The sequence below is a fragment of the Cellulophaga sp. 3_MG-2023 genome (assembly GCF_030546975.1).
Classification (GTDB): Bacteria; Bacteroidota; Bacteroidia; order Flavobacteriales; family Flavobacteriaceae; genus Cellulophaga.
Map to the genome: position 1 here is coordinate 175713 of NZ_JAUOPS010000003.1, position 16985 is coordinate 192697.

The 16985-nt window shown below is 33.7% G+C and carries 9 protein-coding genes; 1 reads left to right on the forward strand and 8 read right to left on the reverse strand.

Features of this window, described 5'->3' with window-relative positions; all coding sequences use genetic code 11:
• Positions 1–3: 3 nt before the first annotated feature.
• Entirely contained in the window at positions 4–3090 is a 3087-nt protein-coding gene (locus tag Q4487_RS10460; RefSeq protein ID WP_303542171.1) for a hypothetical protein, read from the reverse strand.
• 213 nt (positions 3091–3303) lie between these two features.
• Here Q4487_RS10460 and Q4487_RS10465 point away from each other — a divergent pair, with 213 nt between their 5' ends.
• Positions 3304–4455, forward strand: coding sequence for a response regulator (locus Q4487_RS10465; protein WP_100894508.1), 1152 nt, complete (start codon positions 3304–3306; stop codon positions 4453–4455).
• A 77-nt stretch (positions 4456–4532) separates the two neighbouring features.
• Here Q4487_RS10465 and Q4487_RS10470 read toward each other — a convergent pair whose 3' ends face one another.
• From Q4487_RS10470 to Q4487_RS10500, 7 genes are all read right to left on the reverse strand, one after another.
• The gene (locus Q4487_RS10470) at positions 4533–6170 is read right to left on the reverse strand and encodes a sodium:solute symporter (RefSeq protein ID WP_303542169.1); all 1638 of its coding nucleotides are present in this window, start codon (positions 6168–6170) and stop codon (positions 4533–4535) included.
• A 3-nt stretch (positions 6171–6173) separates the two neighbouring features.
• Complete coding sequence (locus Q4487_RS10475) at positions 6174–7718, reverse strand: hypothetical protein (RefSeq protein ID WP_100894510.1); 1545 nt, start codon at positions 7716–7718, stop codon at positions 6174–6176.
• Positions 7711–8757 carry a glycosidase gene (locus Q4487_RS10480; protein ID WP_100894511.1) on the reverse strand — a complete coding sequence of 349 codons (1047 nt, stop codon included), beginning with the start codon at positions 8755–8757 and terminating at the stop codon, positions 7711–7713. The genes Q4487_RS10475 and Q4487_RS10480 overlap by 8 nt, the downstream gene beginning before the upstream one ends.
• 64 nt (positions 8758–8821) lie before the next feature.
• Positions 8822–10339, reverse strand: coding sequence for a hypothetical protein (locus tag Q4487_RS10485; RefSeq protein ID WP_100894512.1), 1518 nt, complete (start codon positions 10337–10339; stop codon positions 8822–8824).
• A 58-nt stretch (positions 10340–10397) separates the two neighbouring features.
• On the reverse strand, positions 10398–12095 hold the full coding sequence (locus Q4487_RS10490) for a hypothetical protein (protein WP_100894513.1): 1698 nt from the start codon (positions 12093–12095) through the stop codon (positions 10398–10400).
• A gap of 11 nt (positions 12096–12106) precedes the next feature.
• Positions 12107–13642: a RagB/SusD family nutrient uptake outer membrane protein gene (locus Q4487_RS10495; protein WP_303542165.1), complete on the reverse strand. Its 1536-nt coding sequence runs from the start codon at positions 13640–13642 to the stop codon at positions 12107–12109.
• A gap of 12 nt (positions 13643–13654) precedes the next feature.
• Positions 13655–16738 (reverse strand): TonB-dependent receptor, encoded by a 3084-nt coding sequence (locus tag Q4487_RS10500; RefSeq protein WP_303542163.1) that lies wholly within the window; start codon positions 16736–16738, stop codon positions 13655–13657.
• Positions 16739–16985: the final 247 nt, after the last annotated feature.

The following is a 16985-nucleotide window of genomic DNA, read 5'->3' on the forward strand; positions in this document are numbered from 1 at the left end:
ATTTTATTTAGGATTTCCAATATAGCTGTTAACCTCTAGTCTTATAAAATTAAAACCATCTCCTTTTTGTTCCTGTAGCTGATCTATTATATGGTCTAGTTTTCTATCAGGAAACATTTTTTTTGCTATTTCTATATTAGGAGAACCGTTTACAAAACAATTGGTCATATCATCACTAATAACTTTAAGCTCACTAAGGTTTAGCAAGTTGTAGTTAAAAGATTGTTTTCTTTGTATACGTACACCTTCAGATAAGAAGTTATGATCTATCCAAATTAGTTTTTTGTCTTTGTTATAGTAGGCAATTAAGAGCTGAGGTATTGTTACTTCTTGCACACCAGAATTGAATAACGTACCCGTCATTTTTCCATTGTTAAATTGTAACTCCTGCAAGGATAGTTTTTTGTATAAATCTGTGTTTGCAACATTACCAGCGCATTGTAAGTTAAACTTAGTGGGTATTTCTTCTAAATTAATAGGTGTAAACTCATCTGGGTTAAATGTTGGCGGCAAAGTATCTTGTGTAGAAGACCAAGCTATACCTTCAAAATTAATTTTAAAAGCCGTAATTTCTTTAGGCATTAATTTATGTTTAATGTTGTCTTTGGCGTTGTAATTTGCTAGTTCTTTATTTTTATCGTTATATAAAGTTCCTTTTATTACAACATCAGATGGTACATTGTCTACATTTTGTATTTGACCAATAATACTGTACCTGCCATTGTATTGTATCAATTTAGCAGTTAATATTTCTAAAACAGGTTGTTTTAGCACATCTTCGTGGTGTGTTTGTTCTGTAGTTATTTTACGCCTACCATGATTAAAAAACGTAGTAGCATTGTCTGTAAACAATTGGTCTGGCGGTAAATCATTATCTAACTTAGAAACGCTTAAATACCATTTATTTTTTTTCTTTTTTACCGTGTGATAAAATGTTTTTTCTACTGCATCTAAAGGGGTAATCCACCTAGTGTCTACTTTTACTTTAGCACTATTTTTTGTTTTGTTTACAAATGATATACCAATAGAATCTAACTTAGCATAAGAACTTAAAATACCATCTGTAACAGAAATCTCTAACATGTATTGAGAAAGGCTAACATCATCATCTGGATTAATGTATGAAAAAGCCCTTTCAAACTCTTTAAAATCTACTGCATCATAATAAGCCGTAACAACGTTTTTAGCAGAAAGTTGAGTACTGTTTTCTGCGTAAAATAAATATCCGCCGTAGGCCAAACATATAATAACAATACCAGCCCATATATGGTTAATAGTTACTAAGCCTCTAGAGAATTTAGTATATTCTATTTTATACTTTAAGTAAGATGGTAAAGCTAATTTTTTAGATTTTAGTGTCCTGTACCATACCATTTGAATATTAATGATAAAGGCAAGTAAAATTGTTAAAAGAGGTATGGTGCTCCACATTATTTTTAAAAAAGTTGGCACATCTTCCTTAGGTATAATTGCAGGTATTGGTGGTACATTTAGTTTTTCCCAAACCATTATTCCGTTTTCTAATTGTTGTAATCGTTGCCAACCAGAAAAGTATAAAATGGGATCGTAGAACTTATCGTTAGAGAAAATATATTTTAAATTATATTTTTCGGGTACGGTTAAAAACTGTTGTAATGAGCCAATACCTTCTACGCCTCTAAATTTTGAATTCTCTAAGCGCTCTATAGCTCTTGTTGTTAGCTCTGGGAGTCGCCGTGCAGAGTGGTAATTACCATCTACAGTCATTGCTTTTGTTTGTGCAGATAACCAAGCCATTTGGTCTCCAAAGCCAAGTGTTAAGTAACGCCAATGATCATGCTGATCTTGATTTAAAAAGTTTACAATAGGCAGCATTTTAATTTTTGCAGGTTGTGACGGTCTAAAATAACCCAAACTCATTGTAAAAATGACCATAAATAATATGCCTACCATAAAAAAGCCCCCAACAATTCTGTGGTAAACAGCACCAAAGCGCTTTTGTATGTTGGTTTTTAGGTCGCCCTCTATCATCCTATATGCAAACTCGCCAAATATGGGTAAAGCCATAATTGTAGCCCAAAGTGTAAACCGGTCTAAGGTTAAAATATTAAAAGCAGTTTCTCCTAACAACTTTAATGGTATTGGTGTTGTACCGCCAGTTCCTAAAATGGTAAGCATTGTAAAAGATAAACCAAAGAAAAGATATCTTTTACTGTAAAACCTATAAAATATATAAGGCAGTATAAAGAGTAAAATACCCCAAGGAATCATAAAAAACACCAGTCCAGAAGATAATACTTCTAAAAAATTATCTCTAGAGCCATGTGGAATAGGAACCTGAGTTATTGGATTTTTTTTAGAGTTTACCCAATATGGTAAAATACAAAATATGATAAGTAATAATGATGAAAATCCAAATATTACAATACGCCAGAAGAGCTTTTTAAAGGCCCAAATAAATGTTTTTAAATGTACCGCTTTAGTGTCTTTTACTTTGTCTTTGGCAGTGTCCATTATCACCATACCAATTAAAGGGAATATAAAAAAGACCATTCCAAAAATAGGAGTAACATGGTGTGATGTTACAGTAACTGCAATTAAAGATAAACTTGTAACCAGGTACCTTATTTTACCTTCTTTAATCCATAAATATATCTCAGGTATACTGTGTAGTAATATAGATAGCCCCATAATACTGGGCAGTTGTCCAAAAATATGTAGGGTTTCAATAAAAGTAGAAGAAAATACGGCTAGTAATGCAGTGTAACCAGCAACTCTTCTATTGGCAGTAATAAGTAAGCCAAACCTATAGGCTCCTGTAATAAACAGAATAATTGCTAACATTGCAACAGTAAACATCCCAAATTTTAAGCCACCTATGTAAGATAATAGACCTATTAATTGGTGTACTAAAGGTGGGTATGCTTGCACTGTAAAACCAGTATACCATCTAAAATCCCAAGGCTCAAACCAACTATTAGCGTAGTGGTCTGCAAAAAATAGGTGAATTAACGCGTCATAGGTATTCTCTAACGTAAAGAAAATACTAGACCCATGAAATGCAACACCAACAATAAGAGCTAATATTAATAAAATATTGGTTCTCTTCATAAATTTTAACCTGTAAGAATATAAAACAAGATAAAGATAAACATAATGTTGTATTATAAATAATGTATGTTATCTCACTTTTAAAACCATTCGTCTACAGCAATAGGTTATTGACCTCTTCTTCAGTTTTTTAGTTGTATGTGTAATGTACCTTTGTACCAGGAAGTTATAATAATAACTATGACTTTTTACCCAAACATAAAACCTTAACCTATGAAAATTTTAGCTATTGATGATCAACAATTAATTTTACTTTCTGTAGAGAAGAAATTAACTGATTTAGGATATCAAGTAGAAACTGCAAGTTCTGGAGCTGATGGTATAAAAGTATTTAATTCTTTTAATCCAGATTTAGTAATTGTAGATATTAATATGCCAGATATGAGTGGTTTAGATGTGGTAAAACACATTAAAAATAATTCTAAAACTGCCATAATGATAATGTCTGGTAATACAGACGAAGATATTATTTTAGATGGATTTAATCTTGGTATAGATGACTATATGAAGAAGCCAGTAAGTTTAGAAGAAGTTGCTGCACGTGTTAAACGTATTGTTGGCGCTCCTACACAAGCTGAGTCAGTAGCAAAAGTAGAAGGCGGACAAATGCTTCAGAAAAACTGCGTAGGTGTTGTTATACCTTGTTACAATGAAGCAGATAGGTTGTCTAGTAAAGAATTTAAAGACTTTGCACAGAAAAACTTAGGATACCATTTGTGTTTTGTAAACGATGGTAGTACAGATAATACTTTAGAAGTTTTAGAAGAATTAAGAAAAGATAGTGAAAACACCATAAGCGTATATAATTGCGAAAAAAATGGAGGTAAGGCGGAAGCTGTTCGTCAAGGAGTTTTGCATTTAGCTAAAGACCCTCAGTTTGATTATATAGGGTATTTAGATGCAGATTTATCTACAGATTTTACAGATTTTGATGATTTAGTAAAAACAATTGAAAGCTCTGATTATAAAATTGTAAGCGGATCTAGAATTAGCAGAATGGGAGCAGATATAACAAAAGAATCTGCACGTAAAATAATAAGTAAAACAATAAACCTTATTATTCAAAATATATTAAAAATGCCATTTAAAGACACACAGTGTGGTGCTAAAATAATGGATAGAGAAATAGCAACTACAATGTTTAATAAAAAGTTTATTACACGTTGGTTGTTTGATGTAGAGATCTTTATGCGTATGAAAAAGAAATACGGAAAAGATAATGTGCAACAGTTAATTTGCGAACAACCATTAAAAAGATGGATACACGCAGACGGTTCTAAATTATCTATGAAAGACTCTATTAAAATTGTTGGTCAGTTAGCGCAGATTAGAATGCACTACGGAAATAAAAGTTATGAAGTTTAGGTTAAGGTTCTCTTCTAACTAAAAAAATCCCACATTGTAATGATGTGGGATTTTTAATTAACTAAACTTAGACTTTCTTAATAAAATAAGCCATACATAACAAAGCAAGCTATAACTAACAAAATAGCTTGTACTCTAAAGTTTTTATACCAAACTATACCTTTTAACTCCTTGGTTTCATCTATCCAAATTTGTTTAGTCCATGTGTTTGCTTTAACCTTATCTGCAGGTGGTGGTGCAGTAGCCAAACTAACAACTACAGATACAACTAAACTAATAAGTAGTAATACTGGCGCTAATAGTAAAAAGTGTATATCTATTTTAACGTCTAAAATGTACTTTAGTGTCATAATTGTTGCAGCAACAACTAAGCCAGCCATTAAACCGCTAAAAGCACCTTTTGCATTAGCTCTTTTCCAGAACAAGCCTATAAAAAATGTACCAACAATTGGTGGTGCTAAATAAGAAACTATTTCTTGGTAATAAGCAATAAGTGAATCAAAACTTTGAATATAAGGTGCCCAAATAACCGCAATTATTAATGTGATTACGGCTGTAATTTTACCAACTTTTACCTTTTTGGCGCTACTTGCATTTTTATCAATTTTACTGTAAAAATCCATTGTAAAAAGAGTCGATACAGAACTTAAGGTAGCACTTAAGGTAGAGGTTAGGGCAGATATCATTGCAGATAAAATAATACCAATTAAACCAACGGGTAATAATTTTACAATTAGTCTAGGATATACTTGGTCTGTATTAATGCCATATTTTTCTTTTAAATCTATACCACTAATTAACTCATGCGGTAAATTTTCTACTCCAAATAGGTTTATGCCACGCGCAATTAATCCAGGTACAATAAATATAAATAACGTAAATAGGTATAAAAACCCTACTAGTAAAACACCTTTTCTACCGTGGTCTATAGATTTTGCAGATAAAACACGTTGTACCATAACTTGGTTGTTGGCCCAAAAGTAAAATCCAAGTATAGGTATCCCAACCCACATTCCTAACCAAGGTACGGTTGGGTCGTCTAAAGGTCTGGTTAATTTTAGCCAAACACCATCATTAAATTTATCTATAAAAGATTCCCAACCACCAATATTGCTAATAGCGTAAAACGATAAAATTGAAGAACCAATAATTAACACAGCAGCCTGTATCATATCTGCGTTTATTGCAGAAGATAAACCACCAATGATTGTATAACTACCGGCTACGGCAGCCATACCTATAATAATCCAGATGATTTCTACTTCCGGAAAAATCATTTTAATAATTAAGGCCCCTGTATATAGTGTTGCAGCGGCATCTAAAAAAACGTTACCAATAATTGTAATAAAAGAAAAGTAGGTTCTTGATTTACCATCAAACCTGCGCTCTAAAAATTCTGGCATTGTAAAAATTCCAGATTTTATGTAGAAAGGTAAAAAGAACATGGCAAAAAACACCATTATTAATACAGATATCCAGTTGTAGTTAAACACTGCAATACCACTAATAAAGCCTTCACCAGAATGCCCCATTAGAGTAGAACTAGATACGCTTGCGGCAAACAAAGACAACCCAACCATTGGCCAAGTTAAGTTTCTGCCAGCCAAAAAATAAGCGTCAGAATCGTTACTCTTACCGTTTTTTAAAGCCCACCATATTATAAAAACAATATAAAGAACAAGAACCGTAAGGTCTATATAACTTAAATTACTCATAAATTAATAGTTGTATGTTGTGTAAAGTAATACGCTTTTTGCAGGTATTGTTATTTGCTCTGCATTTGTAGTAAAACTTAAATTAGTTTGTACGGCTTTAGGAAAGTTATTATTGTCTACAGGTCTGTTGTTTTCACTATAGATATACTTTTTAAAGCTTTTGTTTTTAAGATTTTTAGTATCTAAAGAAAATGTAGCTTCTTTGTTACTATTATTTACAATTGAAAATGTAATATGATTAGTAGTAGACCAGCCGGCAACCATGCGTACTTTATCTAATTTTAACCCAGTAGTTTTTACAATTTTCATATCGTTTGAAAAATACCGTGTTAATAAAGCCCAGGTGTAAAACCAAGGTCTAATGGCTTCTTCTTTAGCATCACCAGTTAGTTCTTTGCCAAGAATGTTCCACATTCCCCATTTTTTAAGCTGATTTTTTTCACCTGTATCACCATTTGTATGCATTGCATCATCTAAACCCCATGCAATAACAGCATCAAAACCGCTGTTCATAGACTGTACTAAAACATCTGCCATATCTACACCGTAATCATAATCGTAAACAGATAATTGACTATCTGGACTAGCAAACTCATCAGCCTCGTATCTTTTTATATTTTCGTCTACATATTTTTCAAAACCTATTTCACCTAAAATAAAAGGTTTTTTTGCAACGCTATCGGCAAAAGAAATCATTTTAGTGTAGTGTTTTTCAAAATCACCAGAGCGTACAAATTCTTTTGTTGGGTAATCATGAACATCATAAGCAGCTAAAACATCATTTAATTGTAATACCGCTTCTTTAGCCCACTCTTCACCCGTGTATTTAGATTTCTCATTATTAAAAGGAGTAGCGTCTGGACCAATAACTTTTACTGGCGTTTTTAGTTTTTTTGATAAAAAAGCACTGTCTAGTTTTTTAACACCAAGTTTCCATTCGCCCCAATTGCCATCTACAGAAGACCAATAACCGTTTGGTTCATTCACCAAATTGTAATAGTTAATACAAGTATACCCTTTTGTATTAACAAGGTAGTTTAGGTGTTCTGCAATACTATTTAGCCACTTAGGGTCTGTGGCTCCGGTAAATGCATCTTGCATTTTTAAATGGGTGTCATGTACTTTATACGGTTGTCCCCATTCACCTAGAATAACTTTAATGTCGTTTTTTTCACAATAGTCTAGCAGCTTGTATAAAGCTTGCATTTCTTGATTTTCAAAATTAAGAATTGGGTTGCCATCTTTGTCTATACCCTCTAGGTATCTCCAATTTGCTTGGTCTAATACCCTAACAATTTTTGGCTTCATATAATCTAACCTTTTAAAAACAGTTTCCCATTTTTTATTAGTCATTAATAAGCCCCATTCTGCATCATCTGCATCTGCGTGTGGATACGCAGACCACTCTACACCATTGCCAATAAACTCATTAGAAATAACTTTATCGGCTTCAATTTTAACCAACTCATCTTTTTTTACCGTTTGGCAAGATGCTAACGGCAAAAAAAGGAGAAGTAAAATGTAATTAAATAGTTGCTTTTTAAGCATTTTTTAATTCGTTTAATAATTCATCAATATTACAAGTTGCAAGACCAACGTACTTGTCTGCAGCACCATAATATACATATAAAGTATCATCAATAATCATATTTCCTGTTGGAAAAACACAGCCTTTGTAAAAGCCTTCAATTTCATAATCATGCTCTGGCTCCATAATCCAATTTGTTAGCCTAGACTTTACAATTGTAGGATCTTCTAGGTCTAAAAGAGCTGCGCCAACACGGTAATATCCTAGTCCGCCATTTTCTACACCATGGTATATAATTAGCCAACCATCTTTAGTTTTTAAAGGAGGTGTGCTACCGCCAATTTTTTCTTCCCAAGTGCCATTTATTCCTGCTAACAATAATGTGCTTGGTTCTTCCCAAACCATTAAATCGTCAGAAAAGCGAAGCCAAATAGATGGTTTGTCACAACCGTATTCTTCACCGATCCATTCTTTTGGTCTATGCAACATTGCAAATTTTCCGTTTATTTTTTCTGGAAAAATAATAACATCCCTGTCATCTAAATTACTTTGTGTAATTCTTCCTAAACGTCTGTAGTTTTTAAAATCTTTGGTTAAAAGTAAGCCAGAGTTTGCAATGTTATTTTTTAAAACCAACGGAGCATCGGCATCACATTGTGGCAATAAAATTTCATCATGGTCAAAGTTCCAGTATTGTCCAGGAGGGTGAGGTCTGTAGGCATAGGTTACATAAAATTCATCTCCAAATTTTACAATTCTAGGATCTTCTACTGCACCCATATCTGGACCGTCTGTGCTAGGGCTAAAAACAGGCTGGTTAGAGGTGCGTGTAAAGTTTACGCCATCTGTACTGGTAGCTAAACCAAAACGTATTTGGTGTTCTACGTCATTACCAGCGGCTCTGTATAGCATATAAAATGTACCATCTTCATACCAAACACCAGGGTTACACACTACTAAGCTTTCCCAATCGTTTTCTGGGTTTGGACTTAATACTGGGTTGTTTTGATGTTTTTTAAGACGTAATAATCCTGTTTTTTTTTGTTCTACAGTATTCATACTAATTTTTATTTCCTTATTTGTAAATTATTTTTGATTGATTTTTTAAACTTTAGTTTTTGGCTTACTCCATATTTGTAAATAGTATAAAAGACTCTCCTTCTAAGGTCATATTTACACCACTTGTAAAGTTTAATTCTGTGTTGTTTTCTATTGGAGTAGCAAAACCATTTTCATCTACTTTGCCAACAAAAGAGCCATCTGCATTAGATTTATAGCTGTATTTATTAGCTGTTAAAGTACCTAGAAAGTCCGATTTTAATTTTAGCTCATATGTAGAATAGTGCGAGTTTACAATCGCAATTGTTTGTTTGCCATTGTATGTGCCTACTACGGCGCGTAATCCTTTTTTATTAGGTAGTTCTACGTTATAAATGTCACTGCCAGCAGGAAAAAAGCGTGTAAGTAATGAAACTGGGTAAAAGTAAGGTCTAATGTTTTCATCACTAGCATTACCAGTGTGCTCTTCGCCTAAAATGTTCCAAAATCCCCAACGTTTTAATTTATCAGACTGGTAATCTCCGTTGTCTGGGCTGTTGTACATAGCATCGTCCATATTCCATACTAAAGAACCAGAGTAGCCTTCTCTCATTGCTTGTATTAAAGCATCTGCCATATCTATGCCATAAAAAGCTTTATAAATCATCATATTAGAATCTTCACCAGCATATGGGTCGTTAGCAATAGCTTCTTCGTTTTGTAATTTTAGTTCTGCGTCTACCTCTGTGTATTTAAATCCAATTTCACCCAACACAATACGCTTGTCTGCCGGAGTTATTTTTTTGTAAGCGTTAAGCATTTGTGCAAATTCACCATTGCGAATTAGTTGTTGTTGTGGGTATACGTGAATGTCATACAAGCCAACATTGTCACCCAAATCTGCTTCTGTTTTTGTTAACCAATCTGTTTGGCTAGCAGTATTAAAAACAGCAATATCTGGCCCCATAACTTTTATGTCTGTTAAGCTGTAGTTTTTCATTTCTTCTAAATAAGCTAGCTGTACATTTTTCCAAATGTTGTAATCTCCTTTAGTGCTAGACCAGTCGCCATTAGGCTCATTAATAATGTTTATTGTTTTAATATTGGTATACCCTTTTTCGTTTACTAAATGATTTAAGAATTTCACAGATTTTTCAATCCAATCCATATCTATAGTGCTAATGTCGCCTACGGAACTGTGTCCCCATTCGCCATACGTAATTTCTATATTACGATCTTTAGCATAGTCTAGCATTTTAAAGAGTGATAGTGTCTTTGTGGTCTCGTCATACACACCATCATTATCATAAGACCAGCCAGAGTTGGTTACAATTCTTAAAAACGGAGGGCGCATAAAATCTATACGACTAAATAAAGTGTTCCAATCTGCATCACTAAGTGTTTCTGTACCTAACCAAGTTGGTACCATATCATAACCACCCCATTGTGCACCGTTACCAACAAAGTTTGTAGAAACCAATTCTTCAGTAATTACAACTTCTCTATTTTTTTCTACGGAAGTAAATGCAGGTTCATCATCATCACAACTTGCAGCAACAAGTAGCATAGGTAGCACAGCGGCGAATATATTTTTAAGTCTCATATTTTTATTTTTAGTATTGTTGTATCTCCTTAATTTTTATAATCAAATTGATGATCTATTATTTACTTAAGTTGTACCACATTTTTTTAGACATATGTGCTGTTTCTTCGTAATTATAGTTTGTGTCTGTCCAATTATACAACTCAGATAAATACTCTACTTCTGAGCTTATAGCAATTTCGGTTTCAGAATTAATTTCTAGTGTTAAAACAAATACAGCTCCTTCGCTATCTGTAATAGTTACTGTGTCACCAACAAGTTCCCAAGTTCCTGTACCAGTAGGGACTTTTCTAAACCTAGAATTAAATTCTGTTTCTGGCCAAGTAGTATCATCAGAAACAAAATCTCCGTACTCGCCATCAGTACCAGCGTTGTTTTCAAACGTTCCGTAAGGGTTGTCTCCATTTTTGCCTTCTACAATAAATGATATGGTGTTGTCTAGCTCTTTACCTGCACTAGGTAGGTAATTATTTAAAAGTTCCGTTTTCTCCCAACCCCAGCTTTCCCAGGTAAACATATCACAGTAAACTCCAATTTCAGCAATATTCCAAGTACCTGCAATAGATACGCTTCCGGGATCAAAATCTATTTTTAATTTAATGGTCCACATAGCACTTTCCCCTGTTTCTGAAGTAACATTTATTGTAGTAGAATTACCTGTAGAGAAATTTAAAGTGCTACCAATATTAGTGTCTGATGTAGCTGCATAAGATACGTTTAAGCTAGTAAGTTCTATAGCAGAAATATCTGTGCCATTATCTGCAATGGTAACCGTAACTTCTTTAGTATCTGTATTTATTTCTGTATCGCCTATTTGGTTTGCAACAGTTAAGCCCGTAATGCTATTGCCCGTTTGTATTACACGTTCTTTTGTTAGTGTATACCAAGTTAATTTAGACATATGAGCTAGTTCTTCAAAACTCCAGTCAGTATCTGTCCAGCTAAAATTTTCGGCTAAATAAGGAACTTCAGTTTTTAAATTAACCTCGTTAGTTGCAGTTAGTAGCTCTAAATCTAGTTCATGCTCTACTTTGTTTGCATCGGTAATAATTACTTTGTTACGTTCAAAATCTCTTAACCAAGTACCATTACCAGTTGGTATTTTTCTGAATCTAGAATTAAAGTTCCATCCTTTACCGGCATCTGAGTAACTACCAAAAGAACCGTCATTACCAGCGTTATGCTCATAATTACCAAAAGGATTTCCTTTAGCATCTGCACCTTCTACAGTAAAAGTAATTTTGTTGTCTAGCTCTGGGTTTAATTCTGTTAAGTAACCAAACATACTTTCATTCTTTTCCCAGCCCCAGCTTTCCCAAGTAAACATATCGCAATACATACGCACATCACCAATGTACCAAGTACCTTCTAAGTCGGACTTAAAAGGAAGCATTGTAACCTCCCAATCTAAACTATTGCCAGCTCCAGATGCAACAGAGATGGTAGTTGTGCCACTACTTAAATCTAATGTTGTACCCTTTTCATTTGCAGAACTTGCACCGTAAGAAAGCTCAATATTTTTAATCTCTACCTTAGATAAATCTGCAATGTTTTCGGTTTTAGCGTAAATTTTAATTTTTGCATCATCAAAATTACGTTCTATAATAGCTGTTCCTATTTGACCTTCTAGTAAAATAGAAACCACATTGCGTTCTTTTTGCCAATCTGTACCTTCTACATCTTCTAGAGGATTATCTGTACAGGCTACAAAAAATAGTGCCAACACTACAAAGTATATGTTATTTAATTTTTTCATTGCGCTTTAGTTTAGTTGATGTTAGGGTTTAAGTCTATTTCACGTTGTGGAATAGGATAAAAAGCAACTGCTTCTGGAGATAAACCAGCGGCATTGGTTACATTGCTTTGTACTGTGTTTGTACGTCTAAGGTCCCACAGACGGTCACCTTCGTAAGCAAGTTCTCTTTGGCGTTCTTCTACAACTAATTTTCTAAAATCTGCTTTAGATAAGCCACCAATACTAGCTAGTTCTGTAGCGTTTGCTCTGTTTCTAATTTGATTGTATTGTACTAAACCATCTGCATTAGCAGTAGCTTCTGCATAAACCAATTGTATGTCTGAGTAACGGATTAAGTATGGTCTTGTACTTGTTTTATCACCCTCAAATAAAGGATCTATGTATTTTCTTGTAAACGGATAAATTACAGTGCCATCTGCAACAGAGCCTATAGGGACACCATCTTGATTATAAATTTCTGAAACAAATAAATCTGTTTTACGTTTGTCTTCAGCTTCATAAGAAGAGAATAGTTTATCTGTAGTCTGAAAAACACTCCACCCGTCATGTGTTGGAGAAAAAGTATCGTCTGTGTTTTTTAAATAAACTGTAGCTCCATCTATATAAGGAATAAAGTATTTAGATAGTTTAGAGTAATCTCCTTCTTCTGTGCCAGACCTGTCTAATGATAATATAAAAATATGTTCTGGTCCGTTAGGAGAGTCAACATTATAAATATTTTGAAGATCAGTGTCGTGACTATATTCTCCTTGGTTGTTTAAAACCATAGCTGCGTATTCTGCAGATTTTGCGTATAAATTGTCTACACTTTCTGTAATAGTATTGTATTTAGGAACTCCATTTTCTTTAGCAGAAGCAGCAAATAAGTATACTTTAGAAAGTAGTGCTTGTGCGGCAACCTTATCTGCACGCCCAGTAACTCTGTTTACTTCTAAATTGTCTATAGCTCTAGTTAAATCGTCTATTAAAAACGCATATACCTCTTGCATATCTGCAGGCAATGTAGCTGTGGTTTCATCTAATTTATCTATCAAAGATTTTTGTAATGGAGCTAAACCAAAAGCTTTTATAGCATTAAAGTGGTTGTATGCTCTTAAAAATAAAGCTTCGCCAAGTATGCGTTTTTCATCTTCTGGATTAAAACCTTTGCCTTCTATATTTTCTATTACTGCATTTGCACGGTTTACTGCTATATATATAGATCTGTAGTACTGTGTTAGTAATTGGTTTTGTGCAGTAACTTCCCAGTTTACAAATGCTTGTGCATCTGCACCTTCGTCTGCCTTAACAACACAATTGTCTGATGCTAATTCTGTAAAATAATACGTAACAGGTGCATAACTAACAAGTGTAAGTGCATCGTAAGCATATAAAATAGATGCCTCTGCATCTTCAATAGTTTTATAGAAATTTTCATCAGAATAAAAACCAGTAGGCTCTACATCTAAGCTCTCACAAGAAGTAACACCAGCAACAAGTGCCAACCCTACTATTAATTTTTTAAAGTGCTTCATTTTCAATTCGTTTATTATTGTAAATGTTTTCATTTTTAACTGAATTTAAAAGGTTAGTTCTACGCCTAAAGTCCAGTTTCTTAACTTAGGGTAGCCACCCCAATAAATGCCATCTCCACCTAGTTCAGGATCATAACCATTAAAATCTGTTATGGTGAATAGGTTTGTTCCGTTCATAAAAATTCTACCTTTTTTAAACCAAGCCGTATTTAAGTTTGTTATGTTGTAGCCAATAGAAAGGTTTTGTAAGCGTACAAAGCTTCCTTTTTCTATAAAATAATCTGACATATAAAGTGTACGACCATCTCTTAAGCTAGGGTAATTGTTTGTAGTGTTATCTTGTGTCCAGCGTAACGGTGTATTTCCGGGTTCACTAAAAGCTTTAGTGTTAAAAATATCTTGACCAAAACTACCATTAAAGAAAAGAGAAAAATCAAAGTTTTTATAGCGACCATTAAGGTTTAAACTTGCTATAAAGTCTGGATTAGGATTACCAATTATGGTACGGTCATTTTCATCTATAACTCCGTCTTCATTTAAATCTACATACTTAAATTCTCCTGGTTCTGCTAGATCTCCTGTTAAGCCAGCTGCTAAACCTTGGGCTCTAGACTGTACAATGCCATCTACTTTGTAGCCATAGAAAACATTTATAGGTTGCCCAACGGCTAAAATATTTGGTATAGCACGGAAAGCTTCAACTTGGTTTCCAGAGAACTCATATTTAATGCCAGTTAAAGCATCAGTATTTAAACCAGAAGACACAGCATCTCCTAAGCTTACAACCTTGTTTTTGTTTCTAGAAAAAATAAACATTCCGTTTAGTCCCCAATCTTCTTTGTTAACCATAGTGCCATCTATAGTAACTTCTACACCTTGGTTTTCTATTTCACCATCGTTAACCCACATTTTATCATAAGAAGAAGAAGGAGAAAGCAAACGCTCACGTAATAAATCTGAGGTGTGTTTTTTGTAGTAATCTGCAGTAACTTTTAATCTGTTGTTAAAAAAAGCAACATCTGCGCCAATATTAAATTGTTCTGTAGTTTCCCATTTTAAATCTGGATTAGGAATACCGCCCCAGGTTTTTTTACCACTTTGACTATCTTGTCCAACTACATAACCAGGGCCAATTGTTGTTTGCCAACGGCCATTAACGTAGTATTGGTCTTGTCCGTATCTACTATTAATTAAGTAAGGAGAAATACCTTGGTTACCAGAGATACCGTAACTAGCACGTAGTTTAAACTCATCAAAAACATTTAGATTACGAATAAAATCTTCTTTGTGTATTTTCCATCCTAATGCTCCAGAAGGGAATAATGCCCATTGGTTGTTTTCTCCAAATTTTGAAGAACCATCTGTACGTACTGTAAATGTAGCAAGGTATTTATCATCATAACCATAGTTTAAACGACCAATACCAGAGTACATAACAGTTTCAGATAAGCCATTCGCTACAGACTGTTTTTCTGGATTACCAGCAGCAAGGTTGCCATTGCCTAAAGATTCATTTAAAAAATCATACGCTTTCAGGTCAGACGTTCTGGCCTCATACCCTTGGTAAGAGAAACCACCCATTGCTGTAAAGTTGTGCTTATTACCATATGTGTTGTTATACGTTAAAAAAGTCTCTGCAACAGTTTCTGTATTTTCCCAATTATTAACACCGCCAGAACCATTGTTAAAAGTACCGTCTTGAGTATAAATTTTAGGATTGTAATAATCTGTAATAGAGCGCCCGTATTTATGGTTAACCTGAGTTTTTAATTTTAACGTTTTTGTAAAATCAATCTCTATAAATGCAGAACCTATAAAATCTAAAAATTCGTTTTTATTAGTTCTATTTTCTACTAAGGCAATAGGATGTGAGTAATCTTGTGAGCCTGCTAAAAAGTAGTCGTTAATAGGATTACCATCTTCATAAATAGGGAAAATAGGATTACGCCAGTATGCTAAATCATTATTGTTATTTTGGTTTCCTTTAGAGTAAATAACATTACCTCCAATAGTTACCTTGTCATTATATATTTTATGAATTACGTTTAAATTAATGTTTAGTTTTTCATAATCATTATTAATATAAACACCTTCATTAGTGTAATACGTAGTACTTAAGCTAAACTGTGTGCGATCTGTTTGGCTACGTACAGCAATATTTGTGTTATTAGATACCGGATCACGAAAAACAACATCATCCCAACGTGTATTGTAGGCCCAACTTCCATTTTTAAGCTCGCTCACAGATGGATAATACACACCATTTGCATCTTTTGCACCAATATAAATAGGAGTAAAACCACCGTTAGTTCTGCTTTCGTTACTTAGCTCTGCCATTAAAACAGGATCTCTCCAAAGGTTAAGGTCTGATGTAAAACTAGAATATGTGTTTTGCTGAGAAACGGTAACCTCTGTAGTATGTTTAGCGCCTTTTTTGGTAGTAATCATAATAACACCATTGGCACCTCTAGAACCATAAATTGCAGAAGCAGAAGCATCTTTAAGCACCTCCATAGAGGCAATATCTTGTGGAGAAATTTGTTTTAAATCACCTGCATAACCAATAGGAAAGCCATCTACAACAACAAGCGGATCGTTACCGCCGCGCAAAGAGCTGCCGCCTCTAATTCTAATAACAGCGCCAGCACCAGGATTGTCTGATGGTGTAGTTACTTGCACACCTGCAACCTGACCTTGTAATAAACCATCAATAGAATTGGCTGGTTTAGAAGGTATATTGTCCATTTCTACCGAAGTAACAGAACCAGTAACATCACTCTTTTTAACAGAGCCGTAACCTACAACAACAACCTCTGATAGTTGCTCTAAATCCTCTTCTAATATAACAGATACATTTTTATTTTCTGGTATCGAAATCGTTTTAGTAACAAAGCCAATATAAGAAATTACAAGTACGTCTTTTGCACTGTCAACTTCAAGAGCAAAGTTTCCGTCAAAATCTGTAGTGGTTCCGTTTGTGCTAGAACCCTGCTCCATTATGGTAACACCAAGTAAAGGAACTCCGTCGTTAGATTTTACTGTTCCGGTTACCTTAATTTGTGCAACTCCATAGAAGCTAAAAATTAAGAAAACAATAAAAATCATACTTTTTTGAAACTCATATTTCATTAGTTCATGAATTTTTTAGTTAGTAATTAAGTTGTTTACAAAATAATAACATAACATTAACTTAAATTTTGTAAATGATGTTAAATAGTGATACTAATATGAATTTAAGGTTGTTATTGTAGTTATACAATGAATTATTATTGACTTTTATGATTGAAAATTGGGTTATTTTTATTTAATTTGATAAAAAATGTAGTCATTTATTTACATTTTACTATTATTGAAGCTTTATTTTGTGGAAATATAA

What these genes read in the sequence shown, in the direction of transcription:
- Q4487_RS10485 (WP_100894512.1), bottom strand. Translation starts at nt 10,339, where the DNA reads ATGAGACTTAAAAATATATTCGCCGCTGTGCTACCTATGCTACTTGTT.
- Q4487_RS10465 (WP_100894508.1), top strand. Translation starts at nt 3,304, where the DNA reads ATGAAAATTTTAGCTATTGATGATCAACAATTAATTTTACTTTCTGTA.
- Q4487_RS10470 (WP_303542169.1), bottom strand. Translation starts at nt 6,170, where the DNA reads ATGAGTAATTTAAGTTATATAGACCTTACGGTTCTTGTTCTTTATATT.
- Q4487_RS10500 (WP_303542163.1), bottom strand. Translation starts at nt 16,738, where the DNA reads ATGAAATATGAGTTTCAAAAAAGTATGATTTTTATTGTTTTCTTAATT.
- Q4487_RS10460 (WP_303542171.1), bottom strand. Translation starts at nt 3,090, where the DNA reads ATGAAGAGAACCAATATTTTATTAATATTAGCTCTTATTGTTGGTGTT.
- Q4487_RS10490 (WP_100894513.1), bottom strand. Translation starts at nt 12,095, where the DNA reads ATGAAAAAATTAAATAACATATACTTTGTAGTGTTGGCACTATTTTTT.
- Q4487_RS10475 (WP_100894510.1), bottom strand. Translation starts at nt 7,718, where the DNA reads ATGCTTAAAAAGCAACTATTTAATTACATTTTACTTCTCCTTTTTTTG.
- Q4487_RS10495 (WP_303542165.1), bottom strand. Translation starts at nt 13,642, where the DNA reads ATGAAAACATTTACAATAATAAACGAATTGAAAATGAAGCACTTTAAA.
- Q4487_RS10480 (WP_100894511.1), bottom strand. Translation starts at nt 8,757, where the DNA reads ATGAATACTGTAGAACAAAAAAAAACAGGATTATTACGTCTTAAAAAA.